Annotated in this window: 15 protein-coding genes; 9 read left to right on the forward strand and 6 right to left on the reverse strand. The window is 35.5% G+C overall.

Translation table 11 applies throughout. The features are described 5' to 3' along the window. The first annotated feature begins 79 nt into the window (after positions 1–79). On the forward strand, positions 80–646 hold the full coding sequence (locus BR50_RS06080; protein WP_034546224.1) for a helix-turn-helix domain-containing protein: 567 nt from the start codon (positions 80–82) through the stop codon (positions 644–646). Continuing rightward, positions 610–1,476, forward strand: a complete 867-nt coding sequence (locus BR50_RS06085) for an IS3 family transposase (RefSeq protein ID WP_081884465.1) — start codon at positions 610–612, stop codon at positions 1,474–1,476. The genes BR50_RS06080 and BR50_RS06085 overlap by 37 nt, the downstream gene beginning before the upstream one ends. Before the next feature lie 62 nt (positions 1,477–1,538). On the opposite strand, the gene BR50_RS06090 is transcribed toward BR50_RS06085, so the two are convergent. After that, positions 1,539–2,117, reverse strand: coding sequence for a DUF2798 domain-containing protein (locus BR50_RS06090; RefSeq protein ID WP_245792755.1), 579 nt, complete (start codon positions 2,115–2,117; stop codon positions 1,539–1,541). 43 nt (positions 2,118–2,160) lie between these two features. Here BR50_RS06090 and BR50_RS06095 point away from each other — a divergent pair, with 43 nt between their 5' ends. Beyond that, positions 2,161–3,120 (forward strand): IS30 family transposase, encoded by a 960-nt coding sequence (locus tag BR50_RS06095; protein ID WP_034546336.1) that lies wholly within the window; start codon positions 2,161–2,163, stop codon positions 3,118–3,120. A 171-nt stretch (positions 3,121–3,291) separates the two neighbouring features. Here BR50_RS06095 and dhaM read toward each other — a convergent pair whose 3' ends face one another. The 3 genes from dhaM to dhaK are packed head-to-tail and all read right to left on the reverse strand — an operon-like array spanning position 3,292 to position 5,256. After that, the gene (gene dhaM / locus BR50_RS06100) at positions 3,292–3,669 is read right to left on the reverse strand and encodes a dihydroxyacetone kinase phosphoryl donor subunit DhaM (protein WP_081884486.1); all 378 of its coding nucleotides are present in this window, start codon (positions 3,667–3,669) and stop codon (positions 3,292–3,294) included. Then, complete coding sequence (dhaL, locus tag BR50_RS06105) at positions 3,659–4,243, reverse strand: dihydroxyacetone kinase subunit DhaL (RefSeq protein WP_211249845.1); 585 nt, start codon at positions 4,241–4,243, stop codon at positions 3,659–3,661. The genes dhaM and dhaL overlap by 11 nt, the downstream gene beginning before the upstream one ends. Positions 4,244–4,266: 23 nt before the next feature. Then, positions 4,267–5,256: a dihydroxyacetone kinase subunit DhaK gene (gene dhaK / locus BR50_RS06110; protein WP_034547153.1), complete on the reverse strand. Its 990-nt coding sequence runs from the start codon at positions 5,254–5,256 to the stop codon at positions 4,267–4,269. A 252-nt stretch (positions 5,257–5,508) separates the two neighbouring features. Between dhaK and BR50_RS06115 the strand changes: the two genes are divergently transcribed. The 6 genes from BR50_RS06115 to guaC all read left to right on the forward strand — a co-directional run bounded on the left by BR50_RS06115 (position 5,509) and on the right by guaC (position 11,592). Continuing rightward, on the forward strand, positions 5,509–6,546 hold the full coding sequence (locus BR50_RS06115; RefSeq protein ID WP_034547155.1) for a DUF7309 domain-containing protein: 1,038 nt from the start codon (positions 5,509–5,511) through the stop codon (positions 6,544–6,546). 35 nt (positions 6,547–6,581) lie between these two features. Beyond that, on the forward strand, positions 6,582–7,274 hold the full coding sequence (locus BR50_RS06120; RefSeq protein WP_034547157.1) for an NAD(P)H-dependent oxidoreductase: 693 nt from the start codon (positions 6,582–6,584) through the stop codon (positions 7,272–7,274). A gap of 25 nt (positions 7,275–7,299) precedes the next feature. Further along, the gene (locus tag BR50_RS06125) at positions 7,300–7,482 is read left to right on the forward strand and encodes a hypothetical protein (RefSeq protein ID WP_034547159.1); all 183 of its coding nucleotides are present in this window, start codon (positions 7,300–7,302) and stop codon (positions 7,480–7,482) included. A gap of 192 nt (positions 7,483–7,674) precedes the next feature. Next, entirely contained in the window at positions 7,675–10,023 is a 2,349-nt protein-coding gene (locus BR50_RS06130) for an AraC family transcriptional regulator (RefSeq protein ID WP_034547161.1), read from the forward strand. Between the two features lie 65 nt (positions 10,024–10,088). Then, entirely contained in the window at positions 10,089–10,346 is a 258-nt protein-coding gene (yidD, locus tag BR50_RS06135) for a membrane protein insertion efficiency factor YidD (RefSeq protein WP_034547163.1), read from the forward strand. Between the two features lie 271 nt (positions 10,347–10,617). Then, complete coding sequence (gene guaC / locus BR50_RS06140) at positions 10,618–11,592, forward strand: GMP reductase (protein ID WP_034547164.1); 975 nt, start codon at positions 10,618–10,620, stop codon at positions 11,590–11,592. A 227-nt stretch (positions 11,593–11,819) separates the two neighbouring features. Here the strand turns inward: guaC and BR50_RS06145 are convergent, their stop codons facing one another. Both BR50_RS06145 and tyrS read right to left on the reverse strand, forming a co-directional pair. After that, entirely contained in the window at positions 11,820–13,145 is a 1,326-nt protein-coding gene (locus BR50_RS06145; RefSeq protein WP_034545653.1) for an IS3 family transposase, read from the reverse strand. 141 nt (positions 13,146–13,286) lie between these two features. Beyond that, a complete protein-coding gene (gene tyrS, locus BR50_RS06150) occupies positions 13,287–14,552 on the reverse strand; it encodes a tyrosine--tRNA ligase (RefSeq protein WP_034547166.1) in 1,266 nt (421 codons plus the stop codon). Positions 14,553–14,560 lie beyond the last annotated feature (8 nt).

A 14,560-nucleotide genomic window follows, 5' to 3' on the forward strand; every position in this document is an offset into this window, starting at 1 on the left:
AAAAGAGTCTATTCCATGTTGATGGAGGTAGCGACCCCCAAAAGTTAGAGTGAAATCTAAACTTTTGGGGGTTGTTTTTATGACAAAATATAGTGAAGAATTTAAGTTACAAGTTGTTCAAGAGTATCTAAACGGCCCTTTGGGCTTTCAATTACTAGCGAAGAAATATGCTCTTTCCTCTACAACTCCCCTTAATAATTGGGTAAAGGCATACCGAAAACTTGGTTTGGACGGTTTAAAAAGGAAACAGACGAAAGCAGCTTACTCTGTTCAATTTAAGGTAGATGTATTACACTTTATAAAACAGACAGGCACTTCTTATTCAGATACAGCCATTACCTTCGGCATGAATAATCCTTCCCTTATCGCAAATTGGAATCAAGCTTTCCAAGGCAAGGGAATTGAAGGCCTAAAACCACACCCAAAGGGGCGTCCTTCAATGACTAAAAAACCAAAAAAACAGCAACTGAAACCAGGCACATCAGCAGATTGTTCTAGACAAGAATTAGAACGAGAAATTGAACTACTGAAATTGGAGAATGCCTATTTAAAAAAGTTGAAAGCTTTTCAGAAGAATCCCGACGTCTTTCTCGAAAAGCACAAGCAGCAGTGGCATACGAACTTAAAGAAGAAGGATTCAAACTAAAAGATATCCTTCTGGTGGTGGGTATTCCAGAGTCAACCTATCACTATTACGTAAAGCAATTAAAAAAAATAGATAGTAATCAGCGACTAAAAGAACAGATTGAACAACTTTTCTTTCAGTTCAAAGAGCGATTTGGATACAAACGCATTACAAATGAACTGAAGAAACTAGGTTATAGTGTCAATCACAAGAAAGTTTATCGTCTCATGAAAGAAATGGGTTTGAAGTGTGTTAAATTTATTAGAAAATCTCGGAAATATAACTCTTATAAAGGAAAAGTAGGCACTATTGCCAAGAATAAGTTAAATAGACGCTTCTCTACATCCATCACTTTACAGAAGCTCGTCACCGACGTGACAGAGTTTAAATGTACAGGCGGAGAAAAGCTCTACCTTAGTCCTATTCTAGATCTATTTAATAGTGAAGTGATAGCTTATGGAATAAATAAACGACCTATCCTGGACTTAGTGATGAAACCTTTGGAAGAAGCCATCGGCATGCTTAAAGAATACGCCACGGTTCGTACCACTCTTCATTCTGATCAAGGTTGGCAGTATCAGCATAATCATTGGGTCAAAACACTAAAGAAAAATAACGTTTTTCAGAGTATGTCTCGCAAGGCGACTTGTGCAGATAATGCGGCAATAGAAAATTTCTTCGGCATCCTAAAACAAGAAATGTATCATGGGGAGAAATTAGTCAGTTATGAGGAATTGAAATCAAGAATTGAAGAATATATCGAATGGTATAATCATGTTCGATCAAAAGCAAAATTGGCTGGCTTAAGTCCGGTAGAATACCGAATTCAAACCAGCCAATCAGCTGAATAATAAAAACTCTAACTTTTAGGGGTCAGCACCGGAATAGACTCTTTTTTTTGAAAGTAGAAGTTTCAATCGAAATCTATTGAAGAATTATCTTTTACAATCAATTTACTTTCCTGACGTAAATGTATTTTTTTCATAACTAATCTTGCAGGAGGCTGTGCAATTAAAAGTTCACAAAATAAAGCAATAGAAAAATTTCTAGGCCAATGTGATAATGCCTTAAATGAAGCTAAGGTGAACCCCTTACCGATCATAGTGCCAATTACTGTCATAGTCAGAGACATACCAATTACAGTAAAAAGGATGTTAAATAACGTTTTCGCATTAAATCCATCAGTATCATTAGAAAAAATATGGACTAATTTTTCTGCAATTCGCCCAAAAACGAGTACTTCTAATAACATGGCAATAATCAAAATGATTGGAAAAGACTTAAGGATAATCATAAGTACTTCTGTATCAAGCTTACCAAATTCTAGACTAATATTTACTGTACTCATAATTAAGACAGTTATTGAACAAATAATGATACCATATAACATTCCTTCTTTGGCATTATGAGGCAATCTGTTTTCTTTAACTTCTTTAATAATCGTGGATTGTAAGATTAAGCTATACAAATAAAAAAGCCATTCGTGATACACTCTAATTGTATTTCCAACCATAGAAAACAAGGAGTGATCACAAATGACCTATACCCATATTACCATGGATGAACTAGTGATGATAGAAGCTTATTACCATCAAGGTATTCCAGTTGCTAAAATAGCTGCTTACTTGAATCGTACTCGAACACCGATTAATAATGTTATCAGGTTCTTCAGAGCAGGACATACAGCTTTCGAGTATTACCTACGGTATAAGAAAAACAAGAAGCAGTGTGGACGCGAAAAAGTTGTTTTACCAGAAGAACAACATCTTTATATCAAGGAAAAAGTAGCTGAAGGCTGGACGCCTGATGTCATTATTGGCCGTAAAGAAATGACAATAGACTGTTCCGTACGAACACTTTATAGACAATTTAAAGAAAAAACATTCGATGAAGCTACCCTTCCAATGAAAGGGAAAAGAAAGCCTAACGGACATCAAGAACGTAGAGGTAGACAAGCTTATAAACGAAATATCTCTGAAAGAATAATAGATTATCCAACATTTAAAGAAGAATTTGGTCATATCGAAGGAGATACCATTGTAGGTGTCCGCCACAAAAGTGCGGTCATTACTCTAGTAGAGATTTTATCGAAAGCTATCATTACCTTAAAGCCCAAAGGGCGTAAAGCCTGCGACATTGAGAGTGCTATGAATCAATGGTTCCAATCCATACCAAAAAAATTATTCAAATCAATTACTTTTGATTGCGGTAAGGAGTTCTCCAACTGGAAATCTTTGTGCAACCAGCATGATGTCGCTATCTACTTCGCTGACCCTGGAACGCCTTCACAACGAGCTTTAAACGAGAATTCTAATGGGCTTCTTCGAAAAGATGGATTGCCAAAAGAAATGGATTTCAACGAAGTTGATCAGGCTTTCGTATCGTCTGTTGCACACAAACGGAATATAATTCCAAGAAAGTCATTAAATTACCAAACACCGCTGGAAGTTTTTATGAGTTACATGGATGAAGATATTTTGTATAGCTTAATTTGACAAATCAGAAATGAAAAACTCCTTTTTTGTGTATCTGTAAGGAGTGTATCAGAAAATAGATCTCTTTCGTAAGTGAAACTTTCATGAAAATTACATGAAAATTTCACTCCGTCTTTTTGCCAAATCAAAAATCACTCTTAAGTATAGAGAGTGATTCCTGGATCATAAAAATTATTTTATTTCTAAGGCACTTAATTGCTCTTCAATAGCTTCTATAGGTGCTTCTGCTTGCAACAAAGCTGCTGCTGTATAAGCACTTTCAACAAAAGCAGTATCGTATAAACGAACCGTTTTATCAGAAGTTTCAATAGCTAGTTCTAGATTCATTTTGGCACTACCTAAATCATAAAAAGCAAGAACTGTTTTTTCTTCAAAAGAAGATAATGCTTCTTCGATTTTATCAAAACTTGTGCCAATTCCACCTTCTGGCGTTCCGCCGGCGCTTTTTATTGTGACGTCTTTAGCTACTTCACCAATTAATTTAGCTAAACCGTCAGCGATGTCGGCTACATGAGAAACAAGCAATACACCATATTCTTTATTCATCATAAACACCTGCTTCTATCATTGTCTTAAATAGATAGTTGCTAGACATAGCACCAGGGTCAATGTGACCGATAGAACGATCGCCTAAATAAGAAGCGCGTCCTTTAGTTGCTTTCATGTTTTTAGTTTTTTCAAGAATCTCATCAATCAAAGCAACGGTCAACTTGTTTGCTTTGACCGCATCAACAACTGGGATCCATTCGTCTACCATTGTTTTTTCACCTGCGGCAGCCTTACCACGCTTTTGAATACCTTCTAATCCAGCTTCTAAGACTGTGGCTAAGTCATCACTGTCTTGGCTAGCCTTAGCCATACTAATAAAAGCAGAGCCCAGAAGCGGTCCAGAAGCGCCCCCGACCTTACTGACCAAAGTCATTCCAGTTGTTTTTAGAAGATCAGTTAACGTTTCAAATTCTTTTGTTTGTAATACCTCTGCTAAAGCGTTAGCTCCGCGAGCAAGGTTGTTACCATGATCTCCATCACCAATCGCGGTATCTAATTCACTGAGATACGCTTTATTTTCTAAGAGTTGTTCAATAAAGAGTTCAAGCCATTTTTTTGCTGTTTCTTGATTCAACATAATATTCGGTCATCCTTTCTTTACCAAGCAATAGTTGTTACAGGTGCATTTAGGTACTCTAACCAGTTAGAATCTTCTAGTTTGACTAAAGTAAGAGATAAACCTTCCATATCAATTGAGGTCATATAGTCGCCAACTTTTCTAAAGGCTAAAGTTAACCCTTCATCCCCCAACAGTTGTTTCACATCGTTCATGAAAATAAATTGTTCCATCAGTGGAGTGGCACCCATGCCATTAATTAAGATCGCAAAAGAGTCCCCTGATTGCCATTGGAATTCTTTTTTCAATTTGTTCACGAGTTCTTGAGCTAATGCAGCTGAAGGTTGAAGCTTTTCTCTACGGTAGCCAGGTTCGCCGTGGATACCTACCCCAAATTCGATTTCGTCGGCTTCTAATTCAAAACCTGGTTTACCGACTTCGGGTACTGTAGCAGGATTTAAAGCAACACCTAAAGATTTTACAGCAGGAATAAGTTTATCTGCTAATAGTTTGATTTCTTCTAAAGATAAGCCTTTTTCAGCAGCAGCGCCTAATATCTTATGGACTAAAACAGTGCCTGCGATACCACGTTTTCCAGCAGTATATGTGCTGTCTTCAACAGCGATATCATCATTTACTATGACATAATCAACTTTAATATCTTCCATCTCTGCTAACTCTTTTGCCATATCAAAATTCATGACATCTCCAGAGTAATTTTTAATAATTAAAAACACACCTTTTCCTTCATCGCTAGCCTTAATGCCTTCTAAAATTTGATCAGGAGTTGGAGATGTGAATACTTCACCACATACAGCAGCTGAAAGCATTCCTTTTCCAACAAAACCGGCATGAGATGGTTCGTGTCCGCTTCCGCCGCCACTCACTAAACCAACTTTTCCAGATTGCTCAACTTTACGATGAATAACAGACGTCTCAGGTAATCGCTCAACTAACTCTTCATATGCAAAGACTAAACCGTTTAACATTTCATCTAAGATATTCGATGGATCATTGATGATTTTTTTCATTTTTTCCAGACCCCCTAAGTGATTTTTAATTGAATTCAATACTATTGTAACCGTTTTTAATATAAAGAACAAATACAAGGGATCAGCGGGTCAAATTAAGCAGGTCAGAGAATAAATTTGAAAATATAGAAGTCGGTTGCTTGTTGGTTTGGTATACTGTAAGTATGAAAGATAAAACACAAATAAAATTCATCCTAAAGATTATCAAAAAAGGAAATGATATAAAAGTTAAACATGAGGGGAGAGCGTACGATGAATAATCAAATGCAATTGTATTCACTTGTAAAAAAGCTTTACCAAGCTAATCTTTGGGAAGATTATTGGGATAATGATATCATTGGTATACAATTGCCTGATCGTAAAGATCCAGTTTTTATTTCTATTTTAGGAAAAGCCGAACAAAACTTTGGGATTTTGATTTATCGTAATCTGGAAGAATTATCTTATTTTTTTGAAACAAGTAAGCGGGCTGAGAATCGCGAATTCAGCTCAGTAATGGAAATGCTCCAAACTCGGAAATGTATTTCTTTAGACTTTGAAGATCGTCAAGAAATTCCAAAAGAAGAATATGAAAAAATAAAAGCCAGCGGCATAACTTTTAGGGGGAAAAAAGCTTGGCCAGTGTTTACGGATTATAAACCAGGATATTATCCTTATATGATAGATGAAAGTGATGTGCTTTTTCTGATAGCTATTTTTGAAAAGTTGGTTGAAACAGCAAATGATTTTCGGAATTCCCTGCAATTATATGAAAAAGAACAATCAATTTATAAAATGTTAATGCGCACGTATAAAAAAGATGGTTTATATGAAGATAGTTTTTATACGGTGCCTGAAGTAGTTTTAGAAGGATTATTAGCTAATGAGATAGATCACGCTCCTATCAAACTGACAGAATTTGAGATGAGACGAGCAAATAATCAAAAAAGGAAAAATACGATTTGGGAATTAGACATAGACTTTATTGGAGTACCAGTTGTTCCAGCAGATGGAGGACGTCCGACATTTCCTTGTTTATTAATTGTTGCAGATACTAAAGATGGTGAAATTATTTGTAGTGAATTCATTAAATTAAGGGATATTGAAAAAATTCAGCGAATCGTGATCCAGCTGATTTTGGCACAAAACGGAAGACCTCCTAAGATCGTCATCGATGCTGACCGTCATCTTAAAATTGCTGTTTATTTAGAAAAACTATTAACAGCTTTGGACATCGAATTGGTTCCAATCCAGAAACTGCCGCTATTATCTGTTGCTAAGCAAGATATGTTAGAATACTTTGAAGATTAATTTTAGTAAAAGCAAGCTACAAATGGAGGTAAAAAATGAAAACACTAGTGATTATATCTCATCCTGAGATGATGGAGTCAGGAAGTCAACAATATTTGCTGAGCTCTATTCCTGAGGGTAAGGACATAACTATCCATCACTTGGAATCTGTTTATCCTGATTTCAAGTTAGATGTAGAAATGGAACAAGCATTGTTAAAGGAACACGAACGGATTATTTTTCAATTTCCTTTTTACTGGTATAGTGCTCCCGCATTATTAAAAAAATGGCAAGATGAGGTACTGACGGATGGCTTTGCATATGGTAAAAGAGGGAAAGCTCTAACTGGTAAGGAATTTGGATTAGTAATGAGCATCGGTGTAAAAGAAGAAGAATACCAACCTGGGGGACGTGAAGGATTCAGTATCGATGAGCTGACAAAACCCTTTCAAGCCATGGCTCTTAAGACAGGAATGGTATTTCTTAAAACGCTTCCTATCTTTCAATTTAGTTACTTGACAGAAGAGCAAAAAATGAATTTATTGATACGTTATCAACAGTATTTAACTCGTGAAAAAGAGGATAGTTTAAAAGCTCGAGAAAAGTGGTTTATTCAAGAATTGAAATCGACAGATACGAGCAAATTAAATGATGGAGACCAGTTTGTTCTAAACCAAGCAATTGAATTTATTGAAGAAAATCGTGATACGATCGATGAATTGAAAATCGTTTTAGATCAAATGGAGTAGAACGATCCAGAAGGTAGGGAATGAAATGGAACAAAAAGAGTGGTTGCTTCAAGAATTGGAACGGTTGAGACAAACTAGCCGTGATTACAAACAAAAAGCATTATTGATTGCAGTGAAAGATTTGATTGATGAACAAGCTGAACGGATCAGACAAATGGAAGGCGAATTGGATGGCACTTTATGGAGTCCACGCAATTGGAATGAGTAAAATAGAGTGAAACGATTATCAGTAAAAGGCAACCGTATCATGATAGGTTTAATTCAAAGTAGATTTGCTTTTTGAGTGTTCACTTTGGAGGAATCACTTCATAAATACGACTGCCTTTTTATTTCTTAGGAATTAAGGCATCGATTGTCGGATCAAAACAGGTATAATAGGAAAAAAAGAGGAGTAGTGGATATGAAAAGAGAAAGCGCAGCAGATTATGACATTAAAATGGAAAATGTCCGTTATTCTGCTCCTCAGCGGTATTATGGAACAAGAATTTTATTTGTAATCAGAGGATCGGCAACTATTTCATTTGGAGGACGCAATTATGAAATGGAAGAAAGTGATATTTTAGTTGTTAATCGAACAAATAATTATTCTGTAATGGGAAGTGAAGATAATTGCATTATTTCACTTAGTATTTCTAGTCAGTTTTTTGTGGCACATTATAAAGAATATTTTCATTATAATTTTGCCTGCTTTTCAAAAGAACTAGATACTGGCAGAGAAGGCGTGATTGCTCAATTAAGACATTTGGTAGCTGAGATCATGATCGCTGATTCAAGAAAAGAAGAAGGAAATTCATTAGAAATTCGCAGCAATTTATACCAGATCATGTTGATGATGACGCGCTTTTTTAAAAAGGAAGCGCCGCATTGGAAAGGCGTAGATACTAGCGACGAGCGAATTGCGCGAATCATTCAGTTGATCGAACAACGTTATGCAGAACCGTTGACCTTATCTGAGTTAGCAGAGTATGAAAATTTATCTTCTTCTTATTTATCTCGTTATTTCAAACAAATGACCGGTATGGGATTTTTGAATTATTTAAATCGGGTTCGGATAAAGCACAGTCTAGATGATTTATTGTATACATCAGATAATCTATTTCAAATAGCGATGAAAAATGGTTTCTCAACTGCTAAAAATTATACGGTTGTTTTTAAAACAGTTTATCAGCAAACTCCTGCTCAGTATCGAAAAGAACATCAACATGAACAATTAGAGCAGCATGAAGCACTGATCAATAAAGTTGAAGCCAAAACAGTACTTGATTCTCCAACTATTTTAGATCGTTTAGCTAGTTATCTAGATGTAGGGATCGATCAGAGCTACACTATTGATGAGGATCATCTTGAAGAACGTAGGATCACCTTGAATAGTAATGAAGGGCAAGAATTAAAACGCGAAAAACATATCGTATTTATTGGGGAATTAAAAGAATTATTGAATGAAAATGTAAAAAAACAGTTGGTTCTAGCTAAACAGCAATTGCGTGTGGATTTTGTAGGGATCCAAAAAATTTTTGAAGAAACAATACTGTCAACAGAATCTGAGTTAACAGAAGTATCAATTAGCTTGCCTATATATACCAATACTGATATTGTTTTGCAGTTTTTAAAGGAACAGGGAATCTATTTATTCTTGAAGTTAGACTATAAGCAAATTAGTCAAAATGAAGATTTTTATATTAAGAAAATCGATCAATTTATTCAGCATGCACTTCAAGTTTTTGGACGTGATTTTGTAGAAAAATGGCAAATCTTATTTTATAGTAAAGAAGGTAATTCAGTTACATCAACTGAATTGGAGCGGATCTACTTAAAAGTCTGGCAAGTAATCAAACACAAGTCAAAAAAAATGAAAGTTGGAACTTTTTTTCCGTTTGATGAGAAACAAGAACAGCTGCCGGAAAATCAGCAATGGCAAATTAAGCATGCCGATAAGATCGAATTTATCGGTTATGAAACAGATCAAAACGAAGTAATCAATTTTGATGATATAAATGTAGAAGAATTTGCTAAGAGTCATCGCTATATTAGAGATAAAACAAAAAAAGCCAAACTATTTATGAGTCAGCATCAGATGGATAGACCGATGTTCCTTGTTAACTGGAATATTTTAACCGGCAATACGCGTTATATAAACGGAACTTTCTTTAGAGGAGCCTTGATATTAAAAAAAATTCTGGAATTAGAAGGTGAAGTAGAAGGTATTGGATTTTGGATCAACAACGAAATTCATGAACGTATGCAAGATTGCTCAAATAACTTAGTGGATAGTTTGGATTTATTTCACTTTTTTAATGAAAAACACCCCACTTTTTATACCATGCGGTTTAAAGAACGGTTACGAGGAACTGTTGCAGCACGAGGAACTGACTATATTATGACTGAAAATGAAGATGGTTATCAGCTTATTATCTTTAATGAGCGGCAATTCAGCCCACGTTATTCAATCGATGAATTATTTGTAAAAAATAGAAGTAAAGAATTGCACATTTATTTAACAGGAATAAAACCAGGTAATTACCAAATTCGCACATTGAAATTTGATCGTGATAATGGAGGATTATATCCTAAATGGTGGAATCTAAACAGCAAATACGGTATTGACCACGAATTGATGGATCATATCGTTCAATCTATTAGCCCATCGCTAGATATCAAAGATGAATATTTAAATGAAGAGTGGTCCTTTTACGCGTTATTAAATACGAATGCAATTCATCTTATTGAATTTCGTAAAGCAATCGATTAAGCAAACGAGTTTGCTTTACAAAGTTCAAACCTATGGCTATACTGTAATTTGATAGGGGGTAAACCATGAAAAAAGTATTGATTACTGGTATTAAAGGCTATCAAAAGGGCATTTCACCTTTATTCCAACCAAGTTGCCGCTATTATCCAACCTGCTCGCATTATGCCATTGAAGCTATTGAGAAACACGGTGCAATTAAAGGCACTGTGATGGGAACAGCCCGTATTTTAAGGTGTCATCCTTTTATTAAGGGAGGATATGACCCTGTTCCAAACAAGTTCACTTTAAGAAGGAATCGAGAAATTAAAACAGTAAAAAAATGACAACATAAGCTGACAAATTTTTTGAGAAGTCAGCTTATTTTTCTGTGTCTGATCGTTTCAAGTTGATAAAAGAGAGGAAACGGTTTCTTTTTTTAAAATTCATAAAAAAAGGGCAAACAACTTTGACAAACCTTTTAATATAGTGTAAATTGTCTTAGGGACGAAATATGAATAAATGATAAAGTGATATTGTTCGTGTTATTGATATTTGCGGAAAAAGTAACTAACAGCCTAAAAATTAGAGCTATGACAGAAAGAGGTTAAGAAAAAGATGAAAGTTTTTGACTATGAAGATGTCCAACTTATTCCCAATAAAAGTATCGTAAAAAGTAGAACTGAATGTGATACAACGATTGAATTTGGCGGAAGAAGATTCAATTTACCAGTCGTACCGGCTAATATGCAAACGGTTATTGATGAAACATTAGCTATTTGGTTGGCTGAAAATAATTTCTTCTATGTTATGCACCGTTTTGATGAAGAAGACAGAATTCCATTTATCCAACGAATGAATGAAAAAGGGTTATATTCTTCAATTAGTGTAGGTGTAAAAGATACAGAATATCTATTTATTGAAACATTAGCGAAAGAAAAGTTAGTACCAGAATACATCACGATCGATATTGCTCACGGACACTCAGATTTAGTGATCAATATGATCCACCATATCAAGAAAATGTTGCCGGAGACATTTTTGATTGCAGGTAATGTAGGGACTCCTGAAGCTGTCCGTGAATTAGAGAATGCTGGAGCAGATGCAACCAAAGTGGGTATTGGACCAGGAAAAGTATGTATTACAAAATTAAAAACAGGCTTTGGTACTGGAGGTTGGCAATTAGCTGCTCTACGTATATGTTCTAAAGCTGCAAGAAAACCATTGATTGCAGATGGTGGAGTACGCGATCATGGCGATATAGCTAAATCGATTCGTTTTGGAGCATCTATGGTTATGATGGGTTCTTTATTCTCAGGGCATGATCAATCTCCAGGAAAAATGATCGAAAAAGACGGAAAAAAATATAAAGAGTATTTTGGTAGTGCTTCAGAATACCAAAAAGGTGAACATAAGAATGTTGAAGGCAAAAAAATTCTTGTAGAACACAAAGGCGATATTGCTGAGACATTATTGGAAATGAAACAAGATCTGCAATCTTCTATTTCATATGCTGGTGGAAAAGATGTAGAATCTCTTCGTAAAGTAGATTATGTGATCGTTAAAAATTCAATTTTTAATGGAGATCGTTAAAAAATAATCAATAAGTTGTACGAAAGTGACAAATACTCGGTACGAGCAATTGATGAAGTACCAAAGAGTCTTTAAAAACAAACGTAAAACTAAAAAAACTTCGAGTTCTCTTTTTTAGAGAACTCGAAGTTTTTTTGCATTTCTTTTCTATTAGTATAAAAACTGCCTGATGTAGCAAGCAGTCAATGAAATGGACCCTGTGTCAAGGACATTTTAAAAAAGAGACCTCATGAAACACTCAATAAAAGCTGCTCCCTGTAATGAACAGGGGGCAGTTTTTTCAGATTCCATTGTCCACGTTCATTGTTGTAATAGTCCATATAATCAGTCACAATTGCTCGAAGTTCTTCCAAATTCCCACAATCTTTATACTCTATTTCATCTTTCAAATGTCCAAAGAACGACTCTTGTGGAGCGTTATCCCAACAGTTCCCTCTTCTGGACATGGATTGCCCTAACTGATTATCAGCCAATTTCTTATGGAATTTAGGGCTGGTGTAATGGACTCCCTGATCTGAATGGATAAAGGCATCTTTATGTAGCGTTGTGCTATGGGCACTCATTAATAAATCAACCGTTGTTAATGAAAGATCAAGTTTTAAACTGTCAGACACATAGTGAGCTAGAATTTCTTTCGTTGTTCCATCTTTTACAGTTGATAAATAACCTATAAACCCGCCGGTTCCAGGTAAATAAGTGATATCTGTTAATAAAACTTTATGGGCTATTCCTTGATCAAACTGACGTTTCAACTTGTTCTCAACAGTGCTGTGTTCTTTGGTGGCTTTTGCCATTCTTTTATAGGGGTTTGCTTTACGAATAGGACAGAAGATATTAAATTTCCTCATCAGGCGCTGTACTTTTTTACGATTGACGGTAATGCCCAGAACGTTTAGGAAGTACATTACGATACTTCGAGAACCTTTCTCGTAACCACGGTAGTTATAAGCTTCTTCAATTTGAGTTCTCCAGACTTGATCTTCCTCATCACGTGCATTTCTACTGTCTAAACTTTTAACATAATTGTAGTAACCTGAACGAGAAACACCCAACGCTTTACAGGCATCTATGAGGGTTCCTGTATAGGAACCCTTGGTTTTCATTTCATGGATCCTTGAAAAGATTCTGCTAATCTTTTCGCTGTTTTCTGGCCTCCTTTCGCTCCATTCTGATTTTTTTAACAAGTCATTTTCTTGTCCTAATAATAGGATTTTGGCCTGTAACTTTTCAATTTGTTGTTCAAGTGTTAATGGTGTTTTTCGAGGTCTGCCTGAACAATCTTGTCGTGTATCTTTCAATGCCAAAACACCATTATCACGGTATCTTTTTCGCCATTTACCAGCGAATGATCTTATCCTACTTTTACCAATCATTTCCGGATCAAATCCAGCTTCAATAAATAGTTGCTTAGCCGTTTTTGAACCCAATGATTCTGAAACAAAGTAGCGTTTAAACTCATCGGAATAAGTAATACTTTTCTCCGATACATTTTTAACGTATGGGTTTGCTTTTAAAATTTGAATTTGTTCTGGTGTAAATGTTAATTTTGACATTTATCCGCTCCTTTCTGCACGAAGTGCAAGTATTAACCTATTCTTCTTTATATCAGTATACAAAAATAGACCCTATAGAGAGCACCTTTTTTTGGTGTCCATTCTATAGGGTCCATTTTACAATAGACGAGATACTTTTTTTTAAACTAATTTGATTAAGAAATATTTTTTCTTTCCTTTGCGAATGAGGATAAAGCGTTCATCAAAAGAGTTTTCAGGTTTAACGATGGCTTCAACATCGGTAACCTTTTCACCGTTCATTGATAAAGCCCCGTTTTTGATATCTTCACGAGCTTGACGTCTAGAAGGTTCGATACCAACTACATCAACTAACCATTCAACAATATTCCATTCTTCTTTTGGAGCTTCAAAAGTAGGCATATTCTTGAAACCTTCTTCAATTTGATCAGCTGTTAACTCTTTTACATTACCAGAAAAAAGAGCCGCAGTGATCTTTTCAGCGTCCATCAAAGCTTGTTCTCCATGAACAAACAACGTCATTTCACGAGCCAATGTTTTTTGAGCTTCGCGTTTATGTGGCTCAGCTGCTATTTTTTCACCTAAAGCTTCAATTTCTTCTTTTGTTAAGAAAGTAAAGTATTTCAAGTATTTCACCACATCACGGTCATCCTGATTTAACCAAAATTGGTAAAATTCATAAGGAGTGGTTTTTTCTGGATCTAACCAAATAGCACCACCAGCAGTTTTTCCAAACTTAGTTCCGTCAGCTTTTAACATTAATGGAATGGTCAACCCATAGGCTTCAGCCTCAGGACCTTCTTGTTTACGGATGTATTCTAAACCAGCCGTAATATTTCCCCATTGGTCTGCACCGCCAATTTGTAATTGAACATCTTCATGTTGGTATAAGTGTAAGAAATCAATTGATTGCAAAATTTGATAAGTAAATTCAGTAAATGAAATACCGGTTTCCAAACGACTAGCGACGATGTCTTTAGACAACATCGTGTTGACATTAAAACTTTTCCCGATATTGCGTAAGAAATCGAGTAAAGAGATTTCTTTTGTCCAATCCAAATTGTTTACCATACGAATAGATTCTTCATTTTTACCTGCATCAAATAGTTTTTCCATTTGGTAAGTTAATTTATTGACATTATATTGAACTTGTTCGCTGGTCTGTAGAACACGTTCTTCTGATTTTCCACTTGGATCGCCGATTGAACCAGTAGCACCACCAATAACGATGACCGGACGGTGACCAGCTAATTGAAATCTTTTCAAGATCATGAAAGGAATCAAATGACCAATATGCATGCTATCACCAGTCGGATCAACCCCACAGTATAAGCCTACTTTTTTTTGGTTGATCAATTTTTTCAATCCTTCTTCATCTGTTTGTTGATTAATGGCATCGCGCCATTCTAGTTCATCAATAATGTTCATTTTTCCAG

Source organism: Carnobacterium alterfunditum DSM 5972 (assembly GCF_000744115.1).
Taxonomy (GTDB): Bacteria; Bacillota; Bacilli; order Lactobacillales; family Carnobacteriaceae; genus Carnobacterium_B; species Carnobacterium_B alterfunditum.

Bases quoted from the DNA above. Each gene is read 5' to 3' on its own strand.
- BR50_RS06080 (WP_034546224.1), top strand. From the start codon at position 80: ATGACAAAATATAGTGAAGAATTTAAGTTACAAGTTGTTCAAGAGTAT.
- BR50_RS06095 (WP_034546336.1), top strand. From the start codon at position 2,161: ATGACCTATACCCATATTACCATGGATGAACTAGTGATGATAGAAGCT.
- dhaM (WP_081884486.1), bottom strand. From the start codon at position 3,669: ATGATGAATAAAGAATATGGTGTATTGCTTGTTTCTCATGTAGCCGAC.
- dhaK (WP_034547153.1), bottom strand. From the start codon at position 5,256: ATGAAAAAAATCATCAATGATCCATCGAATATCTTAGATGAAATGTTA.
- BR50_RS06115 (WP_034547155.1), top strand. From the start codon at position 5,509: ATGAATAATCAAATGCAATTGTATTCACTTGTAAAAAAGCTTTACCAA.
- BR50_RS06120 (WP_034547157.1), top strand. From the start codon at position 6,582: ATGAAAACACTAGTGATTATATCTCATCCTGAGATGATGGAGTCAGGA.
- BR50_RS06125 (WP_034547159.1), top strand. From the start codon at position 7,300: ATGGAACAAAAAGAGTGGTTGCTTCAAGAATTGGAACGGTTGAGACAA.
- BR50_RS06130 (WP_034547161.1), top strand. From the start codon at position 7,675: ATGAAAAGAGAAAGCGCAGCAGATTATGACATTAAAATGGAAAATGTC.
- yidD (WP_034547163.1), top strand. From the start codon at position 10,089: ATGAAAAAAGTATTGATTACTGGTATTAAAGGCTATCAAAAGGGCATT.
- guaC (WP_034547164.1), top strand. From the start codon at position 10,618: ATGAAAGTTTTTGACTATGAAGATGTCCAACTTATTCCCAATAAAAGT.
- BR50_RS06145 (WP_034545653.1), bottom strand. From the start codon at position 13,145: ATGTCAAAATTAACATTTACACCAGAACAAATTCAAATTTTAAAAGCA.
- tyrS (WP_034547166.1), bottom strand. From the start codon at position 14,552: ATGAACATTATTGATGAACTAGAATGGCGCGATGCCATTAATCAACAA.